At 53.8% G+C, this 18765-nt stretch carries 14 protein-coding genes and 1 pseudogene; 8 read left to right on the top strand and 7 right to left on the bottom strand.

Annotated features, from left to right (window positions below):
• The first annotated feature begins 80 nt into the window (after positions 1–80).
• Complete coding sequence (locus ACIP0B_RS00355) at positions 81–4580, top strand: tetratricopeptide repeat protein (protein ID WP_400828798.1); 4500 nt, start codon at positions 81–83, stop codon at positions 4578–4580.
• An 835-nt stretch (positions 4581–5415) separates the two neighbouring features.
• On the opposite strand, the gene ACIP0B_RS00350 is transcribed toward ACIP0B_RS00355, so the two are convergent.
• The 3 genes from ACIP0B_RS00350 to ACIP0B_RS00340 all read right to left on the bottom strand — a co-directional run bounded on the left by ACIP0B_RS00350 (position 5416) and on the right by ACIP0B_RS00340 (position 10694).
• Positions 5416–6360 carry a hypothetical protein gene (locus ACIP0B_RS00350; protein WP_400828796.1) on the bottom strand — a complete coding sequence of 315 codons (945 nt, stop codon included), beginning with the start codon at positions 6358–6360 and terminating at the stop codon, positions 5416–5418.
• 397 nt (positions 6361–6757) lie between these two features.
• A complete protein-coding gene (locus ACIP0B_RS00345; protein ID WP_400828794.1) occupies positions 6758–8866 on the bottom strand; it encodes a hypothetical protein in 2109 nt (702 codons plus the stop codon).
• Positions 8867–9017: 151 nt separating this feature from the next.
• Entirely contained in the window at positions 9018–10694 is a 1677-nt protein-coding gene (locus ACIP0B_RS00340) for a hypothetical protein (RefSeq protein WP_400828792.1), read from the bottom strand.
• Between the two features lie 918 nt (positions 10695–11612).
• Between ACIP0B_RS00340 and ACIP0B_RS00335 the strand changes: the two genes are divergently transcribed.
• Entirely contained in the window at positions 11613–11930 is a 318-nt protein-coding gene (locus tag ACIP0B_RS00335) for a hypothetical protein (protein ID WP_400828790.1), read from the top strand.
• A 201-nt stretch (positions 11931–12131) separates the two neighbouring features.
• Positions 12132–12425 carry a hypothetical protein gene (locus ACIP0B_RS00330; RefSeq protein WP_400828788.1) on the top strand — a complete coding sequence of 98 codons (294 nt, stop codon included), beginning with the start codon at positions 12132–12134 and terminating at the stop codon, positions 12423–12425.
• 103 nt (positions 12426–12528) lie between these two features.
• Here the strand turns inward: ACIP0B_RS00330 and ACIP0B_RS00325 are convergent, their stop codons facing one another.
• Positions 12529–13017: a hypothetical protein gene (locus tag ACIP0B_RS00325; RefSeq protein WP_400828786.1), complete on the bottom strand. Its 489-nt coding sequence runs from the start codon at positions 13015–13017 to the stop codon at positions 12529–12531.
• Between the two features lie 124 nt (positions 13018–13141).
• Between ACIP0B_RS00325 and ACIP0B_RS00320 the strand changes: the two are divergent.
• The 5 genes and pseudogenes from ACIP0B_RS00320 to ACIP0B_RS00300 form a co-directional block, all read left to right on the top strand.
• Positions 13142–14419: pseudogene (locus tag ACIP0B_RS00320) on the top strand (RHS repeat domain-containing protein); the annotation flags it as partial.
• Positions 14416–14886, top strand: a complete 471-nt coding sequence (locus ACIP0B_RS00315) for a hypothetical protein (protein ID WP_400828785.1) — start codon at positions 14416–14418, stop codon at positions 14884–14886. The pseudogene ACIP0B_RS00320 and the gene ACIP0B_RS00315, both read left to right, overlap by 4 nt.
• 159 nt (positions 14887–15045) lie before the next feature.
• On the top strand, positions 15046–15267 hold the full coding sequence (locus ACIP0B_RS00310; protein ID WP_400828783.1) for a hypothetical protein: 222 nt from the start codon (positions 15046–15048) through the stop codon (positions 15265–15267).
• A 43-nt stretch (positions 15268–15310) separates the two neighbouring features.
• Positions 15311–15511: a hypothetical protein gene (locus ACIP0B_RS00305; RefSeq protein ID WP_400828781.1), complete on the top strand. Its 201-nt coding sequence runs from the start codon at positions 15311–15313 to the stop codon at positions 15509–15511.
• 162 nt (positions 15512–15673) lie between these two features.
• Positions 15674–15853 carry a hypothetical protein gene (locus ACIP0B_RS00300; RefSeq protein WP_400828779.1) on the top strand — a complete coding sequence of 60 codons (180 nt, stop codon included), beginning with the start codon at positions 15674–15676 and terminating at the stop codon, positions 15851–15853.
• Between the two features lie 483 nt (positions 15854–16336).
• Here the strand turns inward: ACIP0B_RS00300 and ACIP0B_RS00295 are convergent, their stop codons facing one another.
• From ACIP0B_RS00295 to ACIP0B_RS00285, 3 genes are all read right to left on the bottom strand, one after another.
• Positions 16337–16786: a DUF2846 domain-containing protein gene (locus ACIP0B_RS00295; RefSeq protein WP_400828777.1), complete on the bottom strand. Its 450-nt coding sequence runs from the start codon at positions 16784–16786 to the stop codon at positions 16337–16339.
• A gap of 384 nt (positions 16787–17170) precedes the next feature.
• On the bottom strand, positions 17171–18118 hold the full coding sequence (locus ACIP0B_RS00290; protein WP_400828931.1) for a LysR family transcriptional regulator: 948 nt from the start codon (positions 18116–18118) through the stop codon (positions 17171–17173).
• 7 nt (positions 18119–18125) lie between these two features.
• Positions 18126–18746 (bottom strand): TetR family transcriptional regulator, encoded by a 621-nt coding sequence (locus ACIP0B_RS00285; RefSeq protein WP_400828775.1) that lies wholly within the window; start codon positions 18744–18746, stop codon positions 18126–18128.
• Positions 18747–18765: the final 19 nt, after the last annotated feature.

Here is an 18765-nt window from a genome sequence, read left to right as displayed (position 1 = left end):
TGGCAAAGGCTCCAAGGAAACAGCCCCCAAGGGTAGCTCCAACCAAAGAAGGCGTGCCTGCGAGAAATCGTAGGAAGAATGTGGCGAGTCCGGTATCCACCGGCGATCGCGGTGGTTCATTCGAGCGCCGCGTACAAGCTGTCCGCGTACTGGCCATGTGTCTCGGTTTGCAGTGCCCAGGTGCCCGGGATGGATTCGTCATCACTCGCTTGCTATTCCAGGGGCGAGTCTTCGATCACGACACCGACGACCTAATCATCGATCTCTGGCATCCCGTTACCGGGCAGAAAGCTACTCAACGCCTGCAGATGAAGCGGTCGCTCAAGCCAACGGACAACAAGAATTTCAACGAATCGGTAGGCCTTGCTTGGGAAGATTTCTGCAAGCCCGATTTCCGTCGCAATGTTGATGAACTCCTTATCGTCTATAACTCCTCCAGCAACACTGCCATGCATGCTGCGCAAGAAGTGCTTCGTTACGCCGTGAATTCCGGTACGGCTGACGATTGGTACTTGCGAGTGCACGCCGAAGGTTCCAGCAACGAAAGCAACCGCAAAGCCTATTTCGCAATTAAGCGCGCGGTAGAGCTTCAATTGGGATCGGAGGTGGACAAGGTAGATCTCTACCCATTTGCGCTCCATTTGAAGTTCATGCCGCATGATCTGGACTCCGACCGCACGATAGAAGTCGACACCCAGAAACAACTCATTAGCCAACGCACCCATAACCGCCAAAGTGGCGACGTATGGGCTGCGCTGCAGGCTCTGTGTGCTGAACTCAACGGGACGGCTGGTGAAATTTGCTTGGATACAGCCGAGCGTCATTTAGGCTCGTTAGCCACTGAGTTTCAAGCCACCCGCGCCCTTTGGGACGGATACCAAGCGCTTCAAAGCGCAAGGCAGAACAGCCTGGGCCCTGGCTCATTGGGTGACCAGGCCGGCGCTCTCTTGAACCCTGAGGCGCATAGTCAGTTACAACCGCTCGCAGAGTTGTTGAGACCGCTGCTTGGCGAGGCTGGAATCCCCCAGAGTGCTGTGATGGCGGATGAGCTTCCATCAGCCCGAGCGACCTCCTCTGACCCACACATCTCGCGACACCTCGATCGAATCACCGAATGGCAACGAGCTCACAGATACCAAGACTGTCTCAATCAGTTAGAGCTTCTTGAAAGTGATCTGGATGAGTTTGACGACCACCAAAAGGCCAGATGGTACCTCCTGCGCGGCCTTTCGTTGTGGCACCAGGGGGAGGACATCGCTGCAGCGAATGATTTCGACGCTGCTGTAAATCTCTGTGATTCCGATGACCGAGTCTCCGCTGCGGCAGTCCGGGCATGTATGCTCCGAGACCAGGTGCAGCAGGCTGTGGAAATTGGTACGACCTTGCTGGAGCGTTTCCCTGAGTCCTTCATCGTCTGGGCCACTACGACCAATGCTCGAATTCTTGCGGGCGAGCGGGTCAATGAGGACGATATTCCAAGCGCTTTTGTCGACAAGGCGGCTGCCTGGCAGTTGGTTGCCTCCTCATATGCGGGAGCAGATGACGACCAAGGTGCACTTCGCGCAATGCGCATCGCGTTAGATAAACCAGATTGTTCATTTTTCACCCTCGAATCTTATTTGCGCTACGCCATACGGTTGGCAACCCTCGATCCGGTACGGGTCAACTGCCGATCGCTACTGGCTGCCCACGCAGAGATGTTGCTGGACGCAATGTCGCGCTTTGACAATCGCGACGATACGGTCTGGTCTGCACAGAGTCCCAAGACTATAAGCGATGTGGTTGGGCACCTTGCGTACTCTATGGTACTGCTCGAACGTGCAGAGGAAGCCTTGGAGCTGCTCCAGCAAGCCCGGATGAAAGGCGTACACTTTACTGAGATCATGGTTCGGGTCGAGATCGAAGCTATGTGCGATCTGAACCGCTGGCAGGAAGTGACTGAGCGCTTCCAAAGCACGCTTGATTCCATGCCAGACGAGGCTTTGCTGCGGTATGGTCATGCATGCATGGCGCAGTCGCGAGTTGACTTATTGCAGATCGCGCGTGAGGAGGTGGCACGTCGGACGGGGTCTGAGGTCGCGCCTCGCATAGCAATCATGCTGCAGCATCTACGCTGGGAATTATTGCTACAAGATGGCGATTCAACTGTAGTACGTGATGAACTAGAACAAAAAGGCGTTACACCGCATAGCACCTCTGTCATTGATCTATGCTTTGCGTGCCGTGCTTATGAGCGCGAAGAGACTCTCCATAATCGTTATGTTGATCGTGTTTCCCACTTAGCGCCCGCCTCTTCCGATCCCCAGGAGCTAGCCATCGGTGCTCGGGCGATGGTTCGAGCGCAGCGCTACGATGATGCTATCGGCCTGCTCGAAAAGCTTCTGCCTGTTGATGCGTTTACGGCTCTGCATGTCGATCTGCTTCATTGCTACATCCTCACAGGAATGCAGGCTAAAGCACTTAATCTACTGCAATCGATGCCTACTACATGGCGCGGATCGCCGGAGGCACGCGAGCAGGCACTCTTCCTCTATAACAGCGCGGGCGACTGGATTCGAATGCGCGAGATTATGGAGCTGAACCTTTCTGAGTCTCCTATGGATGCTAACGCATGGCTTATGTTTCTCCGTGTGACGGCGTGCGAAGGTGTTTTGGATTTTGATTCTAAAGTGGCGGACATCCCTGTTCTGGTTGAAGGTCAGGTCAAGACACTGTTGCTGTTGGCCAGTATTGAAATGCGTCATGGACAGGTTCAAAAAGGTCTCGATCGAATCGCCTACGCAATGCGTTCGGCCTTGGGAGATGTTGAAGCCGCTGCGACTCACGTGCAGGTCATGCTGACGGTCTCGGAAGAGATATCGGAAGAAATGCGGAATGTTCACCGGGCTCCGGTAATGGTTACGCCTGGTACGTCGATAGAACTGGCTGATGAACAGGGTTGCGTGCGCCATGTCACCATTGATTTTGAGGGGGCTACCTATCCTCCCGGCTCTTCTGAGTTCATTGCTCCACATTCAGAGCTCGCCTCAAGCTTGCTCGGATTGGGTATCGGTGGAACGGTATCTGTCAGTAATCTGATGGGTTCGCAACATTTTGAAGTGAAGGGGTTATGTTCCTTTCATCGCCGGCTGCTGGAGCTATCGCACAAGCTGATCAGCGATTCTGTTGTTCCGAGTAAAAGCCTTGTATCGATGACCATTGCGCAAGACGCGAATGGCGAAATGGATTTTTCGTTTTTCCTCAAGCAACTTGACCAGCAACGTGCTCAGGTAAATGATCTATTGGCGCTTTATTCAGAGCATCCGGTAACGCTTGGCTTGGTCGCCAAGCGGTTGGGGCGGGACATCATCGATATAGTGCGCGGCTGGGATCATGATGGCCCATTGTTGCAAGTCACCTCGGCTGCAGGCGATACCCATGATGCTTTTCCTGGCCTGCTTGAGGGCTCTATCTGGGTGGTCGACCTGGCAATGCTCACGGAGCTCGCGACTCTGGGCCTTCTCGATGTTCTCGGTCACCTAACCAAGGTCTATGTCAGCACTGCCACTCGCAGAGCACTGGACATGAAGATCGAATCCTCATCAGTATTCCACAATAGCGGCACAATGTTTTCGCATGAGGGGCAGCTTGGATACCATGAGGAAACAGAGGATTCTCATGCCCTGAATCGGGCTTTCCTGAAAAGTATCGACCTGGCAATTTCTAATTACTGTATTGTCGTACCGGCATATGGGCCGCTCCACCCTACACCCGTCTTGCAACGTCTTAGAGATCTACTCGACATGGAAGAGCATGCTTGCCTGACGTTGTGTCACGAGTATCAGGCTGGGTTGTTATCCTTGGACGGCCGTCTTCGCCAGCTCGCACAGTCGCTCGACGTTATTTCTGCGACGCCCCAAATGTTGCTCAAAGCTATGGTCGATGACGGTGTGTTGAGGCCCGTCGAGTACTCTCGTGCACTCATCAGGATGATCATCGCTCGACGTAACTTCATTTCGATCAGTTCCTCAGACCTCTTAGCCATGATGGATCAAGGGTTGGCCTTCGCGAATGCGGGCATCAAAAGTCTACGCCGGTACCTCGCCGTGCCTACCGTAGTTTTCGGTTCTGCGGCTACTGTCACCATGGAGTTTATCTGTGAGATGTACAGATCCGGGCGCTGTACATTTGTTGTACTGCTGGAGCTGATCAAGCATCTGGTGGAACCACTTTTCCGGCATCCCGACTGCCCTGAGAATTTTGTCGATCAAAGTCAGGGGGTTCTAGGGCGGGGCATCCCCGACTTAACATCGATGCACTTGGAGTTCATAAAGCTACAACTTGTCTGTGCTAAAGGAGAGGCGCAGAGTCCAATGAAGATAGTGACTCTGGATGCCTATGATATCTGTCTTCGATTTGCACCGCAGTACAGGCACCATGACAACTCGTCCTATCTGACACATCTTGTGGATCATACCCCCGCAGAGGACGAGCAAGCTGCTAAATATCTCGTCCAGGACGCCGCTGAGGTGCTCCAAGAGCAAGCAGCGGCCTACTCATCAGCACAGCCAGAGTCAAGGACCAAAACGGGCGATAGTTGAATGCGTATCTACAACACACATATCGACTTACATCAGAAGGCACCTTTACCGGTGCCTTCGATCTAGAGTCTGATGGAGTGTGGGGTTGTGCTGCTCACATCCGTATTGAAGGGCTATCATGATCCTTCCAGCAGTAGGGAGATCGAACTCGGTATAGGTAGCTGTGGTTACCCATGGATTCGGCGTTACCGACTCGTCAAACCAAAGGATGAACACTTCAGGGCAAATCAAGTTCGGAATCCAATGCAGATCCTGCTTCCATGCCTTGAGGAACTGAACCTATCTACTCCAAATTTTTGAATACTTTCGACGTTCCAGGCGTCCTCCATCAGATCATGGTGTAACAGCTACTGAACAATCCTTTCGCTATCTTGCCGATGGGAATCTTTTAGCAGCCCGGCTGCGTTCCCAGCGATCCCCATCAATTGCTGAATGCCATCGCGCGAAGCAGTCGAAAAATATAAGTCTGACCAGCGTTGGCGTCTATAAGGGCAGCCCTTCCCCCCCCTCGGTATGAAACACTCGATAACGCGCCTTGCCATCAGACAAAAGCATCTTTTGCGAGTTGTTTCACTCTTCATGCCCATAACCGTTTGTCTCTGGGAAGCCGCTCGTGCCTTTGACTCCCGAAAGTATAAAATACTGGTTTTTGTTCCAAAAAAATGGTGTCTGAATGTAGAGTGCCATGGCCAATCTCGTCCTTGGAAACTGAAAAATTCTGGTTTGCTTAACATAGTCGTCTGCGCGAACCACAGAGGGACGCTGCGTTGGCGTCTTAGCTGGTTATCGATAGTTCAATAAAAATCCTTAAGCTCATAGGTTAAATGTCTCGAATTTATTGTTTTATTTCATAAATCCAAGGAGAAAGATCGGAAAATTTCACTTCTCTTTCCTTGATCACTAGCTCAGAGGGAAACAAATAATATTTGCCTTCCATCTTAATAAAGTAGTAGCGGCCACCCATAACGATCTTTTCTTCTGGATCTGGATGCGCGACTCGGAACTGACATTCTGTGTTGCTTAGATCGTAAAGGTCACCCGCATGCACAAAAATAAAATCCAATATATAATCACTAGGTGTATACTTGTACTTATTGTGGACAGAGCACTTGTACCTCTCTTGGGTAGTTGAGAGCCTTGTAAAATCCTGAAGATAATTTATCTTATCGGAAAGCTCGCCGCGCCCGCCCATCAAAAAATCAAGGAAAGACAACATGGCATTTTGATTATACCAAGGGCGCCCCTCAAAACCGTACGCAACGTACTGATAAATAAGTTCATTAATTATTCTAAATTTATTAACTCTTATGTTGTCCGCCCCATAGCTTAAACCTCCATCTTCGTAAGCTATATTATGATGGAGCATTTTGTTTCTCAGTTTCGTACAAAAAACATAAAGCTCAAGCAGGAAAATATCAGATATCAGTGACGAGTCTATTTTGTTTTTTATAATTTCAGCCTTCGCACCAAAATAAGAATTCGCACACCCAAACCTCTTATCTACGTGCAGATCCAGAAGGTCAAAAAAAATTGGAAAAGCCACCATTTTGGCATAATCATTAACCATGTGTGGCTGCCAGCTAAAACTACCAATACACAAGGTTTTAAATATTCTATAGCCTCCATTATCGCCAAACGGCTCCTGAAAAAGACTATGGGTTCTATCAAGTTCATTTAAAAAAGCGTTACTGAGGATTGCTTGGGTGATGCGTGCATGCTCAACGATTGAGGCCTGATCTATTTTTTTTGCCATTTTTCCACTTTTCATTAGTTTCGACATGCATTAAGCAGTGCGCGGTGCAAATCACACAATAAAAATCACTATGTCCTACCTAAAAAATAACATTATGCGGTGTATGGTTCCAGGTCGGAACTGTAGATAGGTGCCGCCGTCGATTTCCGACGCTGTGGCGATGATGTCAGCTTTTTTATGCTGCTAATGGACATTCGGGAGGTCCCACAGCCCTTCCTTCTATAAGCATATTCGGGTCATCTTAATGAACAGCGTTCTGGCGTAAATTGACATATATCTGAATTATTTGATGCCGTGTGTTGGTAAAGTCATTCAACATCGACAATCTGAATCGATCCTGTCTTTCTGAACGCATTCGCCCGGCTCCCTTTGGGCGAATGGTAATTGGGGCAGTGTGCACTGGCAGTACGGCTCACTGCCGGGCCTATCCATCCGGTTGGCGGCGAACCTCGATGTCGACAATGTGGCGAGGTGTTCGCCCAAGCCGGGGATCGCCATTGGCGACTGCGACGATGTCCTTCTGTTCGTCGCCAGCCCAAAGACCGACTAGGTAGTGCAGGAAGAAATCCGCATAAGAGCAACTAGCATCTCGCACTTGAGTCGCCACGACCGAGGTTTTACTCGTATGCAGTTGGGTCAAGTTTCTGACCAGCCGGGCCGGGGCAACCCAAAGCGTTGGGCGCGGCCAAGCTGGTGTCGCGAACAGATAGTAGGCGTGCTCTGACTGGGTAAGCATGTCCTCGCATTGCCGCAGGTCGATGCTTATCGTCGAACTGAAGCTTTTCCCCGACTCAGTGCCGCTGCGCTTTTTCACCTGCACAAAAGTGGCCCGCTGGATCACTGCTTTGCCCTCGTCCACGATACGGGTCAAGAACAGCACGTCCGCCCCCAGAGGAGCCCCGGCAGTCGTACTGGTCCCCTCTTCCCGCTTGTTGGGCTGGCGCACCTTCACCGATAGGGTCGGATACGTCGCCCGCGTTGTGGCAGAGAGCTGGCGCAGTTGAAGACTCGCATTGCTAGCTGCTTCCTGGGTCAGGGTCAAAAGACGCGCCGTATGGGCTTCCTCGTCCTCTCCCCAGCTCGCCGAATACTCGCGGCAAAACTTTTCCTCGATCTGGCTGAGCGCCCTATGGATGACACGCTCCACGGACGGGTCACCTATCCAGGTTTGGGCGCCGACGAAGGGTAGCGCAGTGGTATCCTGACTCTGGTCTGCCGGCCCTGCCAGATCCAGTGCACCATGCTTTGACCGTATCAGCCCCATTGCCCTCAGTTGCAACTGTCTCGGCTCAGCATTGGCGAGTCGGGTCGCAAAAGCCAAGTAATCCTCTTCATCCATCAAGCGTAAAAGCACCGGCTCGACTTCGCCGAACGCCGTCTGCTCGAGCCAAAGGCAGGTAAAGTAGAGCAGACCCTCAGCCAACTCTGGCTCCCCCCTCACCTGGTCGAAAAGAATCTGCCGCCAAGCCTCGCGGGCGGCAGGTCCCAATTGGCTCCACAGCCCCTCCCTCCCCCAACCTCCGGATGGCAACTCTCTGAGACTTAAGACAACGCTTTGCTGACCGGATCGGGGCGGGTCTCCGACCTCGTGCCAAGCCGCGGCAAGCGCGAGATCCGAGGGCATGGCGTCCGCAATTAACCTAGCAAGCGTCGAGTAGGCTATGCCGACGCATGCCTTGATCTCGTTTTTCTTCTTTGTATCAGGATGGAAATGCCAGCGCAGGAACAGGTTGCGCACATCGTTCGCCACGATCGTACTGCAATGCTGGATCAATCGAGGAAACACTTTTGGATCAGCTAGATTAAGAACCAACTCGCAGGCCCAGCGGGACGCCTGCACCTTTGACGAATGTGCATACAGTAAGAAGACAACGTCAGGCACGTTGTAGGCTGAATCCGCCTGAGTCTCCAAGTAGTTGCATATATACGGCCAATACTGTTCGACCAGTTGCTCGAAAGCCCAGTTATTCTCGCTCTGACCGGGGGCGACCAGTTCAAGGACATCAAAACAATCATCTTCCGATGTACTGGCCAGCAGGGCTGCCATGATCTCCTGATCCTCCAAAAAGCGAGACCGGTCAGAGGATTGTGCATTAAGTAGCCAACGTACCCATATCTGACGGGGCGCGATCGCCGATATGATGGTTTCGCGCAAGGCGCGGGAGTTGCCCTCAAGCGCGTCCTTGCTGAAGGCCGCCTTGGCGCCCCCATAGGCATTCTGATCCAGGATGGACGATGAACCCTGGATCCCGGTGGAACCATGCCCGAGAATGGCGAGGGTCAGTGCTATGGCCCCCTGCCGTGCGGCGCCCTCGAAGTTGACCGTAAAGTTCTCACGATCGGGTAGGCTCATGAATAGCCAATCGCATGCAACGCTGCTGTGCTCGGCAGACAAGTGAGCATAGTCCAGCCGAAGTATGCCTTCCTGAACATCAAAGTAGCGCGCTAGGTGTTCGACCAGCGGCGGAGCCCAGTCGGCCAGTGGTATGCTGGCAATAGCCAATTCATTGTCGAAGTTAATCTTTACGCTCAAAACGGCTCTTCCTTTTCCCGTGGTTGGCGCCTGCAAGATGAGGCGTGTAGGTTCGCCATCGTCCATCTGCAACCAGGCTGTTCATCAGTGGGTTCCTTCGAAAGTGTTGCTACACCCGAGGTTGCTCTGCCAACGCCGTGCGTGACTATACTCAACGCAGACCATGTGGCCTTCTCATTTCGGGCCCATTATCGATACCCATAGCGTGCTGATAGTTAGTTCCGACATTTGTATAATGCTGATGTACTCGCTGCTGGAGGTCTAAACTATAGTCTCCGCCCCCTACCGCCACCACGATGAGTCGGCTGGGGAGAAGCTGGCGATGGCCACCGCTTAGAACGTCCAGAGCGTCTTCATCGTCCATCAACTGGCGCCCTACCCCACTGGTAGCGCTGCATAGGCCAAAAGCAATGAAAGCGGGCCAGTCCCAACCGTGTTTGCGGGTATGAACCTTGATGGATCCGGCTTTCAAATCAGTGGCCGGCGATACAAATGTGCTCACGCGATTAAGCGTCGGCCAGGGAACACTCGCCTGTCGTAATCCACGGTGATAAAATACATAGAAATCTCGTTGCGGGTCGTTCAGTTTTTGTAACTGGGTCAGTTTCTGCGGGCCGCTGGGTGGACTGCCAATATCTGCTATACCATTTTTACTGACCTTGCCTTGTACCAAGGCGACCTTCCGCACTACCAGGCCACCGACATTAATTTCTACGATAATGCCGAAATCTGCCCCTAGACGCGCTTCGGCCGCGGTTCCACCCAGCGCCAACGTTCCCATGAAAGACGTCACCTGCGGATAACCCATGGCGTCGATCCTCGGCCCCGCCCATCGCTCAACTTCCGTGCGAAAGCTGTGAAGAAAAGCACCCGTAGAATGTTCTTCGTGCGCCTCGGCCAGTGACATATCTTTGGCAAACCGTTGGGCGGTTTGAAAACAGGCCCAGTACACAGCCCATTGCAGCCAGTGCACAACATGTTCAGGACGGGTTAATTGGTCGGCCATGTGGTACCAGCGATCCACGGGTTCCAAGTCTTGCAGCACGGCTTGTCGAACAGACGATGCACATCCTGCCAGTACCAGCGCTGTGGCATCGGTCACGATGGCGCCGAAGGAAGCCAGTGCCGTGAACCCTACCCCGCCTTCACTGCGCGCTTGCTTCAGAAATTGCTGGGCTTCTCCACCCCACGCCGCGATTTGCTGCGGAGCAGGCATCACCTGAAAAATCAGCTTTTTGCCTTCCTCGAACGCCGCCAAGATGTCACGTTGCTCCAGCTTGTAATGCATTTGCTTGAGCACCGCCGCGGTATTACTGCTGGCCCAACCATGGCGCCACAACGTCTGCCTCAACAAACTTAACCGTACTTGCAGATTATGGCCTGTCTTTAACCTAATGTTACCCTGTTCGATCGTCTGGCCGACCTGCTTGCGTTGCTGCGCCACATCAGCAACGTAATCATTGTGCAGGATGACCTGTCCCGCTCGAAGCGCAGTTTCGCTGGGACTACGGGCAATGCTTTGCTGCTCAGCCAAAACCCGTGAAGCCGCAGCAATTGCCCTGTTAGCCTGAAACTTCGCGACGGGCTTGCCCCAATGGCTTTCAGCCTTAATGGCGCGAAGTCTTTGTTGAGCCTGATGCAGCCCTTCCGTGGCTGACCGAAGGTATTCAGTAAGTGCGATGGCCTCGGTTGTGAGTTGCAAGCGCGGCAATCGATCATATCTTTCCTGTGCTCGCCGCACGGTTAATGCCAGCTCTTCAGTGGCGTCATTCAAGGTCGATTCAACAAGCTTGAAATTGTCTATAACATTGGAAGAAGCGGCGCGCATCAATCAAACATATCCTTTTGAGGGGGCGACAGTACTACCACTTTAGCGTACAGCCTAAGTAACCCCTAGCAAAAAGCCATCGCTGTTGGGTGGACTCATGTTCGCCTGCCCGACCTTCTGCGACGCGGGAGCGCATCAGCTACCCTACTTATTCCAATGTCATACTTGATGCGCAGCAAGAGAGGGGCACAGTGGATGCAGTATCCCCGTGGGGGGTGTTCAACATCAGCCCTTGAAGATCAGACCCTTTAAGAGTGGTGCGACGACCTGTACTCGAGGGACCAAGCCATGGGGGCGCCCGAGCGGTGGGTGCCAGGCTCCGCTCAGCCATCGTACACATTTAGAATTTTAGCCGTCACCCACGGCTACGAGCGTAGGCGCCCAGGCGCGGTTGACGTATGACAAGGAGAAAGCACGCAATCATCATATTACAGGCGTGACTGGCCTACGGTTGGATGAAGAACGGATGACGCGGCACTTAGCAAACATCTTCTTACAGATTAATTCTGAATCGATCGCAGGAAGACTTCAGCGATGAAACCTTCTGTGTCGACCGCGTAGCATTCATCACAGCTTCGTCCCTGTTTTTCGCACTTGGCGACGCTGGCATCAGGTATGCCGTTGAGAAAATCGACGCACCTGAAAGTGGGTGGCAACAGTCGGTAACCAGACTCTCATTGACAGCCCCCCTTTCGATCCGCATTTTGAATCCGTGTTTCGCTGACACGTTCAGCTACATGCCCAGCCGTCACGATCTTTATAGACGGCGCTGCGGGTCACCGCAGGATCCACCCAATGTTCGCTACGCTTCCGGCAGAGCGAACAGTCGACCTAGGTCGATGGAAGCACGATTCATCTACCCACGACGGGCCTATCCCCGTCGCTGGGGACAGGCCTTTTTGTTTTTTGGAGGCCTTAATGAAAATGGATCTGGCTCTGTACCAGGCGCTGATTTCGATCAACGTCCCCGAGCCCAAAGCCGAAGCAGTAATCCAAGCACTGGAGTCCGATTTGAATACTCTACTGGCGACTAAATCAGACCTGACGACGCTGCGAAGCGACGTGAAGGCTGACATGGCCGCGCTTCGTAGTGATGTGAAGACTGACCTGGCCTCCCTTCGCAGCGATGTGAAGGCTGACTTGTCTCATCTGGAACTGAAACTGACCATCCGCATGGGGGTCATGATGTCTGCTTTGGCGGGCATTCTCATCGCCGGCATCAAGTTCATCCACTGAACGGCTCCCGGCAGTCCGTTCCAAGGTGATCTGACGTTTTCTTCAGGTGCTGTTTTGCCTGTTGATGTGGCTGCTGTTCATTGACCGCTACAGCTTCCGACAGCGCGGTCAGTCGACGAGATGTCGATGGAAGCATCTCTCCCCCACCCACGACGGGCCTTTCCCGTCCTGGGGAAAGGCCTCTTAGATTTGGAGGTCTTCATGAAAACCGAGCTCGCGCTGTACCGTGCGCTCATCTCGATCAATATTCCTGAGTCCAAAGCTCATGCTTTTGCTGAAGCCATGGAGACGGATATGCGCATGTTTCTTGCGACAAAACACGACGTCACCAAGGCTCACAACGACCTGATGGCCGAAAATTCGAGATTGCGTGCGGATATCGATAGGACTCGGCTGGAGGTGAGCCATCTGGCTGAGAAATTGACGGTTCGGATCGCGACGATGATGGTCGTTTCGGTCGTTGCAATTGTTGGCGCGATGGGCCTGATCAACTAATCCGTGGGCTGTCTGCACAGCTTGGAGCCACCTGTCTTTGGGCAGGTGGCTTTTTCTTTTTTGGGGCTTGGGTTGCGCTGAGCTGGAGTGGGTTGAATGTCGTTCAGGACATGCGATACATGCCACCCATCATATGCCCTTGGGATAGGCGCGTTTTCAGGTCAGCATCCAGGTCCTGATCATCGGCCGAATACTCTTTGACGCGCCGAAAAGCTTCCGTCCGGTTGATGTCCGGGCCAAGGGAGTCCCAGACCACGCGGGCGCATAGAGGGGTTCGGCGATCGCAGGCCGTGACACCCAGCTTCAAGCCATTCAGCCGGGGATGCTGATGCTTGAAACTGGGCGCCAGGATGGTTTGGTTGATCTCGCTCGAGCCCGCGGACTCGTAGTCGATCAGATACAGCCGGTCACCCAAGTAGTAGATCACGCCCTCATACCGAACGTGCCTCGTCTGGCCAGAGCGTTCTGATGCAAGGCGCTCAACACGCTCATAGACCAAGTGCCCGTCGGTATCCTGAATGCTCACTAAGGCGCAATGAACGTTGCCTGGCTGCGCCATCGAGTGAGCGTACTCGTGGTAGTAGCCGGTCATGTGAAGCAGGCGAGAAGAGGACTGCCGGCGAAGGTGCTCGACAGCCCTTTGGGGAGCCGTGATCAACGGCAAAGCGCCCCGCCGCTCTCTATCACTTAACAGCCGCAGGAACTGCTCCGTTGGCAGCCTGGCCAACGTCAAGGGCAACCGTCTGCTGATGCAGGGCGACCGACACTACGACTACGACGCCCACGGCAACCTGATCCGCGAACGCCGCGGCGCCGGCCAGAAGCTCGTCACCGAGTACCGCTACGACGCCCAGCACCGCCTGGCCGGCGTCACCCTGCCCGGCGGCAGCACCGCCAGCTACAAATACGACGCCTTCGGCCGACGCATCGAGAAGACCGTCGACGGCCACACCACCGAGTTCCTCTGGCAAGGCGAACGCCTGATCGCCGAAAGCGCCGACAACCGCTACCGCAGCTACATCTACGAACCGGGCACCTTCCGCCCGCTCGCGATGCTCGACGGCGAAGGCCCGCGCCGGGCCACGCCGTTCTACTACCAGCTCGACCACCTCGGCACCCCGCAGGAACTCACCGACTACAGCGGCGAGATCATGTGGTCGGCCAAATACCGCGCCTACGGCAACCTCGCCGCCCTCGACGTGGCCGAAATCGACAACCCGCTGCGCTTCCAGGGCCAGTACTTCGACGCGGAGACAGGCCTACACTACAACCGCCATCGCTACTACAATCCGGGGACTGGACGGTTTTTGACGCCGGACCCGATCAAGCTGGCGGGTGGGTTGAACAACTACCAGTACGTGCCTAACCCTACGGGGTGGGTGGATCCACTAGGATTGGACAACTGCCCTGGAGCAGATTGTAAACCCCCGAACAATACCGCAAATGCGACCAAGCCTGATCGCATCCCGATGACGCAATCTAAATATGATGAGATTATCAATTTAGAACGAGGCAATCGGCCTGGGAGTGCGCGTGAGTACTTGCCGGAGCAGTATGTAGACCTTCACGAAGAGGCTTTTAGACAACAAGGTGGCTCATTTGTTGTTATTGATCAGTGGATTGAGCGATCCTCCTATCCGACGTTCCCCCCTAGAAAATTTGTAGGCCTACCGTCCGAAATGGACAGTGTAGTTGCAAAATACAAAGCAAGTGGTGGAGACTGGGAGGTTCTAAACCGAGAGCTAAATCTGGGCTCGAACGATCTTTCGTCAGCTAAAATTTATCTAGTAAAAATTAAACCTGATGACCCACGATTCAAATACGAAATACCGAACGGGAACGAAGCCGGTGCTTACCCTAAAGAATGGGTTCCTGGTGGCGAGACCAAGAGCGGCACAAAAGAGGCAGCGCTCATCGGCTCCGAGAAAATCGATCACGGTGCCGACATGAAGAAACTTCTAAGCCAATTTGATGATTGGGAACAGCTCCAATGACAACAAATTTTGAAATAGCCTTAAATAAAAATGAGTTCCCCGATTATTTTAGAGGGAATGGCGAATACTTCACAAGAGATCCTGATTGGGGAACCCAGCTGCATATTATAAATTGGCAGGGACTATGTGGTTACTTGAAAACACTGGATAACTCGACAGAGATATTGAAGGGGGCGTTTAGCGCCTACTTGAACTCGGTTGAACTTACCAAAAGTGACGCCAATGATCTGCTTGAGAACATTGGATGCTACTATTACCTGCGAAATAAGCATCCTTTTTTGTCGAAACATGGATTCGACCTTGTGCGAAATGCCGCTGATAGTGAAAAACAGAAAATCTCGCTCGTCATGGCATTCCTAAGAAAGACTGTCGTAACCGACAACAACCCACAAGACATAGAGCTTTATAATCGTCGCATGAACAAACTCATTGACGACGGTGGCCCAGCCAACATCGATAATCTTTAATTTATCTTTGACGACGGAGCCCATCAGCTTATTTCGCATTGATGGGCACGTCACCTCCCGTGAACAAGGTACACGTGGTGCGCATTTGCTGAGCCTCCGAAACCAGTCAATCCGACTTCATCTGCGTGCAGGATGTCACTTTTATCCGGAGAAATGGCTGTGCTAACCGAGCTGCAGGCCCGTACAGCGCTCAAAGAATTAATTGAGAAATATCTCAAGGACAAATCTCTCGACTTCGACCACCTAATCGAAATTGTTCAGAATCCCTCGCGACAAGTCCCGATCAAAGGGGTGCTGGAAGATATCCGCCGCTACAACAAAATTGAGTACACGCCAGAAGAGCTTCAACTGCTCGACAATCTTCTATACATGTATGGGTAATTTGCTTACTGCTAATAACCGGAGACCAAAAAAAGAAGACACCATGAACACCCCTAAGCTTGACGACAAGCCAATATCGCGGCATGAAATGCATAACACTCTCGACTACCCACAACTAGCCGATGGCAGGCTAAATACCTATCCAGCTACAAAAAGTGAACACCGTTATCGTTGGCATGCTGGCAACCTTCAAAATGACACAAAGGGCAAGCCACTTAACCCCTTAGCTCCAGAGGAATTTTGACATGCCTAAGATAAGCATTTCGTGCAGCAATCCTGTAAAGGATATAGAGGCAACATTTTTTTGCACAAAACACTTGGGTGGGCTGTAGGCAGCGCATCAAACATGTTAGCTATGGGTGAGCAGGGTTTTTTCTACACCTGTCAACTCTATCTGAGCGACCACATGAAACATGACGAAAATATAAGGGCAATAATTGACTTTTTCCAAGGAAAGAAAATCCAACTAACAATAATTGAAATTAGTGATGGCGAAGAATGGGCTTCGGTAGACCCAAATGATTTGAATGATGTAAAAATAAGTGAAGAACTCATGCTAAATGAATTAAATAGTTCGGATGATTAAGCTCTGTCTGGAATCTCAGGAAACAGACATGCGATCCCGGATCGACCTGGATTTTGCACAGTCGCCAACCTTTCCGGAAAGCAATCCTGCATTGACATCGAGTTCCTGATCAACCTGCTCATCGGCATCTACCTTACAGACGGTGCTGGTTTGGCGGTTCGCTTGGGAACTAATGCCTCCAGCAAAATAAAACCCGGCGGAGCATTCAAGTATCCAGAAGTGTTGGCTGAGCAGTTAATGACTGCCAGCAGAAAAATGGCCTCCCGCCCCATACGAAACTGCCCAAGCTGGTGATGCTAAAGGCTAAGAATGCACAACAGGGTGCAAACAAAATAGCCCCTCTGTTCTTCTGTATTGTCTATCATGGCCAGTCGTCCTTGTGGGTGATGAAAAGATTCTAGCTCAGCACATGAATGATCGATGATCGATGATCAAGATGTCCTGCACACCTGAGTAACAAGAGTGCAGGATTACGTCATGCAATCATTGCGAGACTGCAAGTGTGCATTTCTGAAGGTGTGCCTGACCAACTGCCTCAGGAACCACCTCAAGACTTGCACCACCTACAAAAACACCAATCTTAATCGATTGACGAACGTAGTAGTTTTTACCAGCTACCACCACCAAATCGATCACGTTGTCACTAAACTCTGACTCCGTACCCAGCTTGTGCAAACCTGGGGTAAGCAAGCGATGGAAATAAACTCGGTTTGCAGTCTCACCGATAGCCTTGCCATCCACTGTGACTGTTTTCTTCAAGCCCTGCCCTGCAAAGCTATCACGGTAGATATACAACCCGGCTTGATCGGCGGGAGGTGGAGAAAACGTCTTGAGTGCTGCGTCAGCACTAGATGATTCCATCGGCACGGAAGCACAACCAGTTAGGATAGCGAAGCCGAGCACGGCTCCAAGTAGCTTGATGCGAGAGTACATGGGAAGTCCTTAGTCAAATCTAAACCTATGGTTTGGCAAACCATGAATGGCATTGTGCCACTGCGCCGCACTAATTCACCAGAGTAGCGGTCTAGACTTCAGAGCTACGCAAAGGCAGCTATGCCGAACCCACCACACCCCATATTCGCCTAAGAGGCGTTAGGTCCTGCACGAAACCCGAGAAACTTAATTGGTACCTCCGGCGGCAGCACCGCCACAGAACACCTGACTGCCGAAAGCGCCGACAACTGCTACCACAGCTACATCTACGACCCCGGTACCTTCCACCTGCTTGCGATGCTCGACGGCGAAGGCCCGAGAGGCCGACAAGGCCTGCACACCGCTGGCCAACCACTGCTAGACCACCACGCACAACGTGCTGGCTCATGAGGCGCTCACACGCTGAGCCGCCCAGTAGCGCGGGTTCTCCAGCGTAAGCCGGTCACGCTCGAACGCCCTCGGCAGATGCGCCTTGAGATGCTCGACCCAGGTGCGGATCTTGGCGTCGAGGAAACGCCGCGACGAATACAGCGCGTAGACCTCGCGCGGGTGCAACTGGTGGGTCGGCATCAGGCGCAGCAAGCGCCCTTCGCTCAGTGCCTTGGCCGCGACGAAACTTGGCAGCAGGCAGATGCCCATGCCGTTGACGGCGGCCTGGCAGGCCGCCTCCGGCTGGTTGACCCGCAGCACGTTCTGGAACCTGAAGATCGCCTCTTCGCCGAAGTACCAGCCCTGCGGATACAGCGGATCGGCCAGCATGATGCAGCGGTGCCCGTCCAGCTGCGACGGCGTTTCGGGCACCCCGTGCATCTCCAGATAGGCCGGGGCGGCACACAGCACGCTGTGGATCTGCCCCAGCCGTTGGGCGACGAATGCCGAATCCGGCAGGCCCAGCGACAGCGTCACCAGCACATCCAGCCCCTCCTCCAGCAAGGCTGGCGTCTCTTCCGTGAGTGACAGGTCGATGGCGACCTCCGGGTGCTGCCCGATGTAACTGCCCACCAGCGGCATGAGGTACTCCAGGCCGAACTCGGTGATCGTATGCAGGCGCAGGCACCCGGAGGGCCGGGACTGGGCGCTGGACGCCTCGGCCGCGGCAGTTTCGATCTCGGCGAAGATAGCCTTGCAGCGTTTCAAGTAACGCTGCCCGGCCTCGGTGAGCGCAAGCGACCGGGTGGTGCGCTGCAGCAGGCGGGCGCACAGCTGTTCCTCCAACGCAGCGACTTGCCGCGAAATGGTCGGCGAGGAAATCTCAAGCCCCTGCGCCGCCCGGGAAAAGCTGCCGCTCTCCGCTACGCGCACGAACGCCTGCATGCACTGCAGCATATCCATGGCCATGCTAACCGCCCTCCATGCCCGGCAAGAGCAAGGCCAGGATGAAACGCTCGACCTCCCGCCCGATCGGATACTGCTCGCCCGGCAGCCCCAGCAACAGGGCCTCGCTGAGCGCGCCGAACATGAAGACCCCGACGGCCCTTGCCCGGGCGTCGCGCTCGCCGAACGCTAGGCGTCCCGCGCCGGCCTGCTCTATCACCAGGGCCACGTAGCGACGGATGCGCTTCTGCATCCCTTGCAGGCGTGCCTGCACCCGCTCGCTGACGTGCCTGAGCTCATGCCCCTGCAACAGGATCGAAGCGCTGCGGCGCAGGTGCGGCTCGGTCAGGGTCTGTTGTATCCCCTGCCCGAGCACGCTGGCCATCTGCGGGATACCGGGCAACGGCTGCGCCTCGGTCTGCTCGGCCGGTAACTGATCCCAGGGGAACCAGGCCCGATCGATCACGGCTTCGAGCAGTTCCGGCTTGCCGTCGTAGTGCCAATAGATGGAACCCCGGGTCAGGCCGGCGACATCGGCGATGTCCTCCAGCCTGGCGACCGCGTAGCCGCGGTCGCTGAACACCTGCTCCGCGGCATCGAGCAGGCGCTGGCGCGTCCGCTCGACTTCGGCCTTGCAGCGCCTCATCGCCCTGCTCCCTTGGACG

The sequence above is a fragment of the Pseudomonas sp. NPDC089534 genome (genome assembly GCF_044749305.1).
GTDB classification, from domain to species: Bacteria; Pseudomonadota; Gammaproteobacteria; order Pseudomonadales; family Pseudomonadaceae; genus Aquipseudomonas; species Aquipseudomonas ekonensis.
Note: the sequence above shows the minus strand (reverse complement) of the source record. Positions and strands in the feature narration are given on the sequence as shown.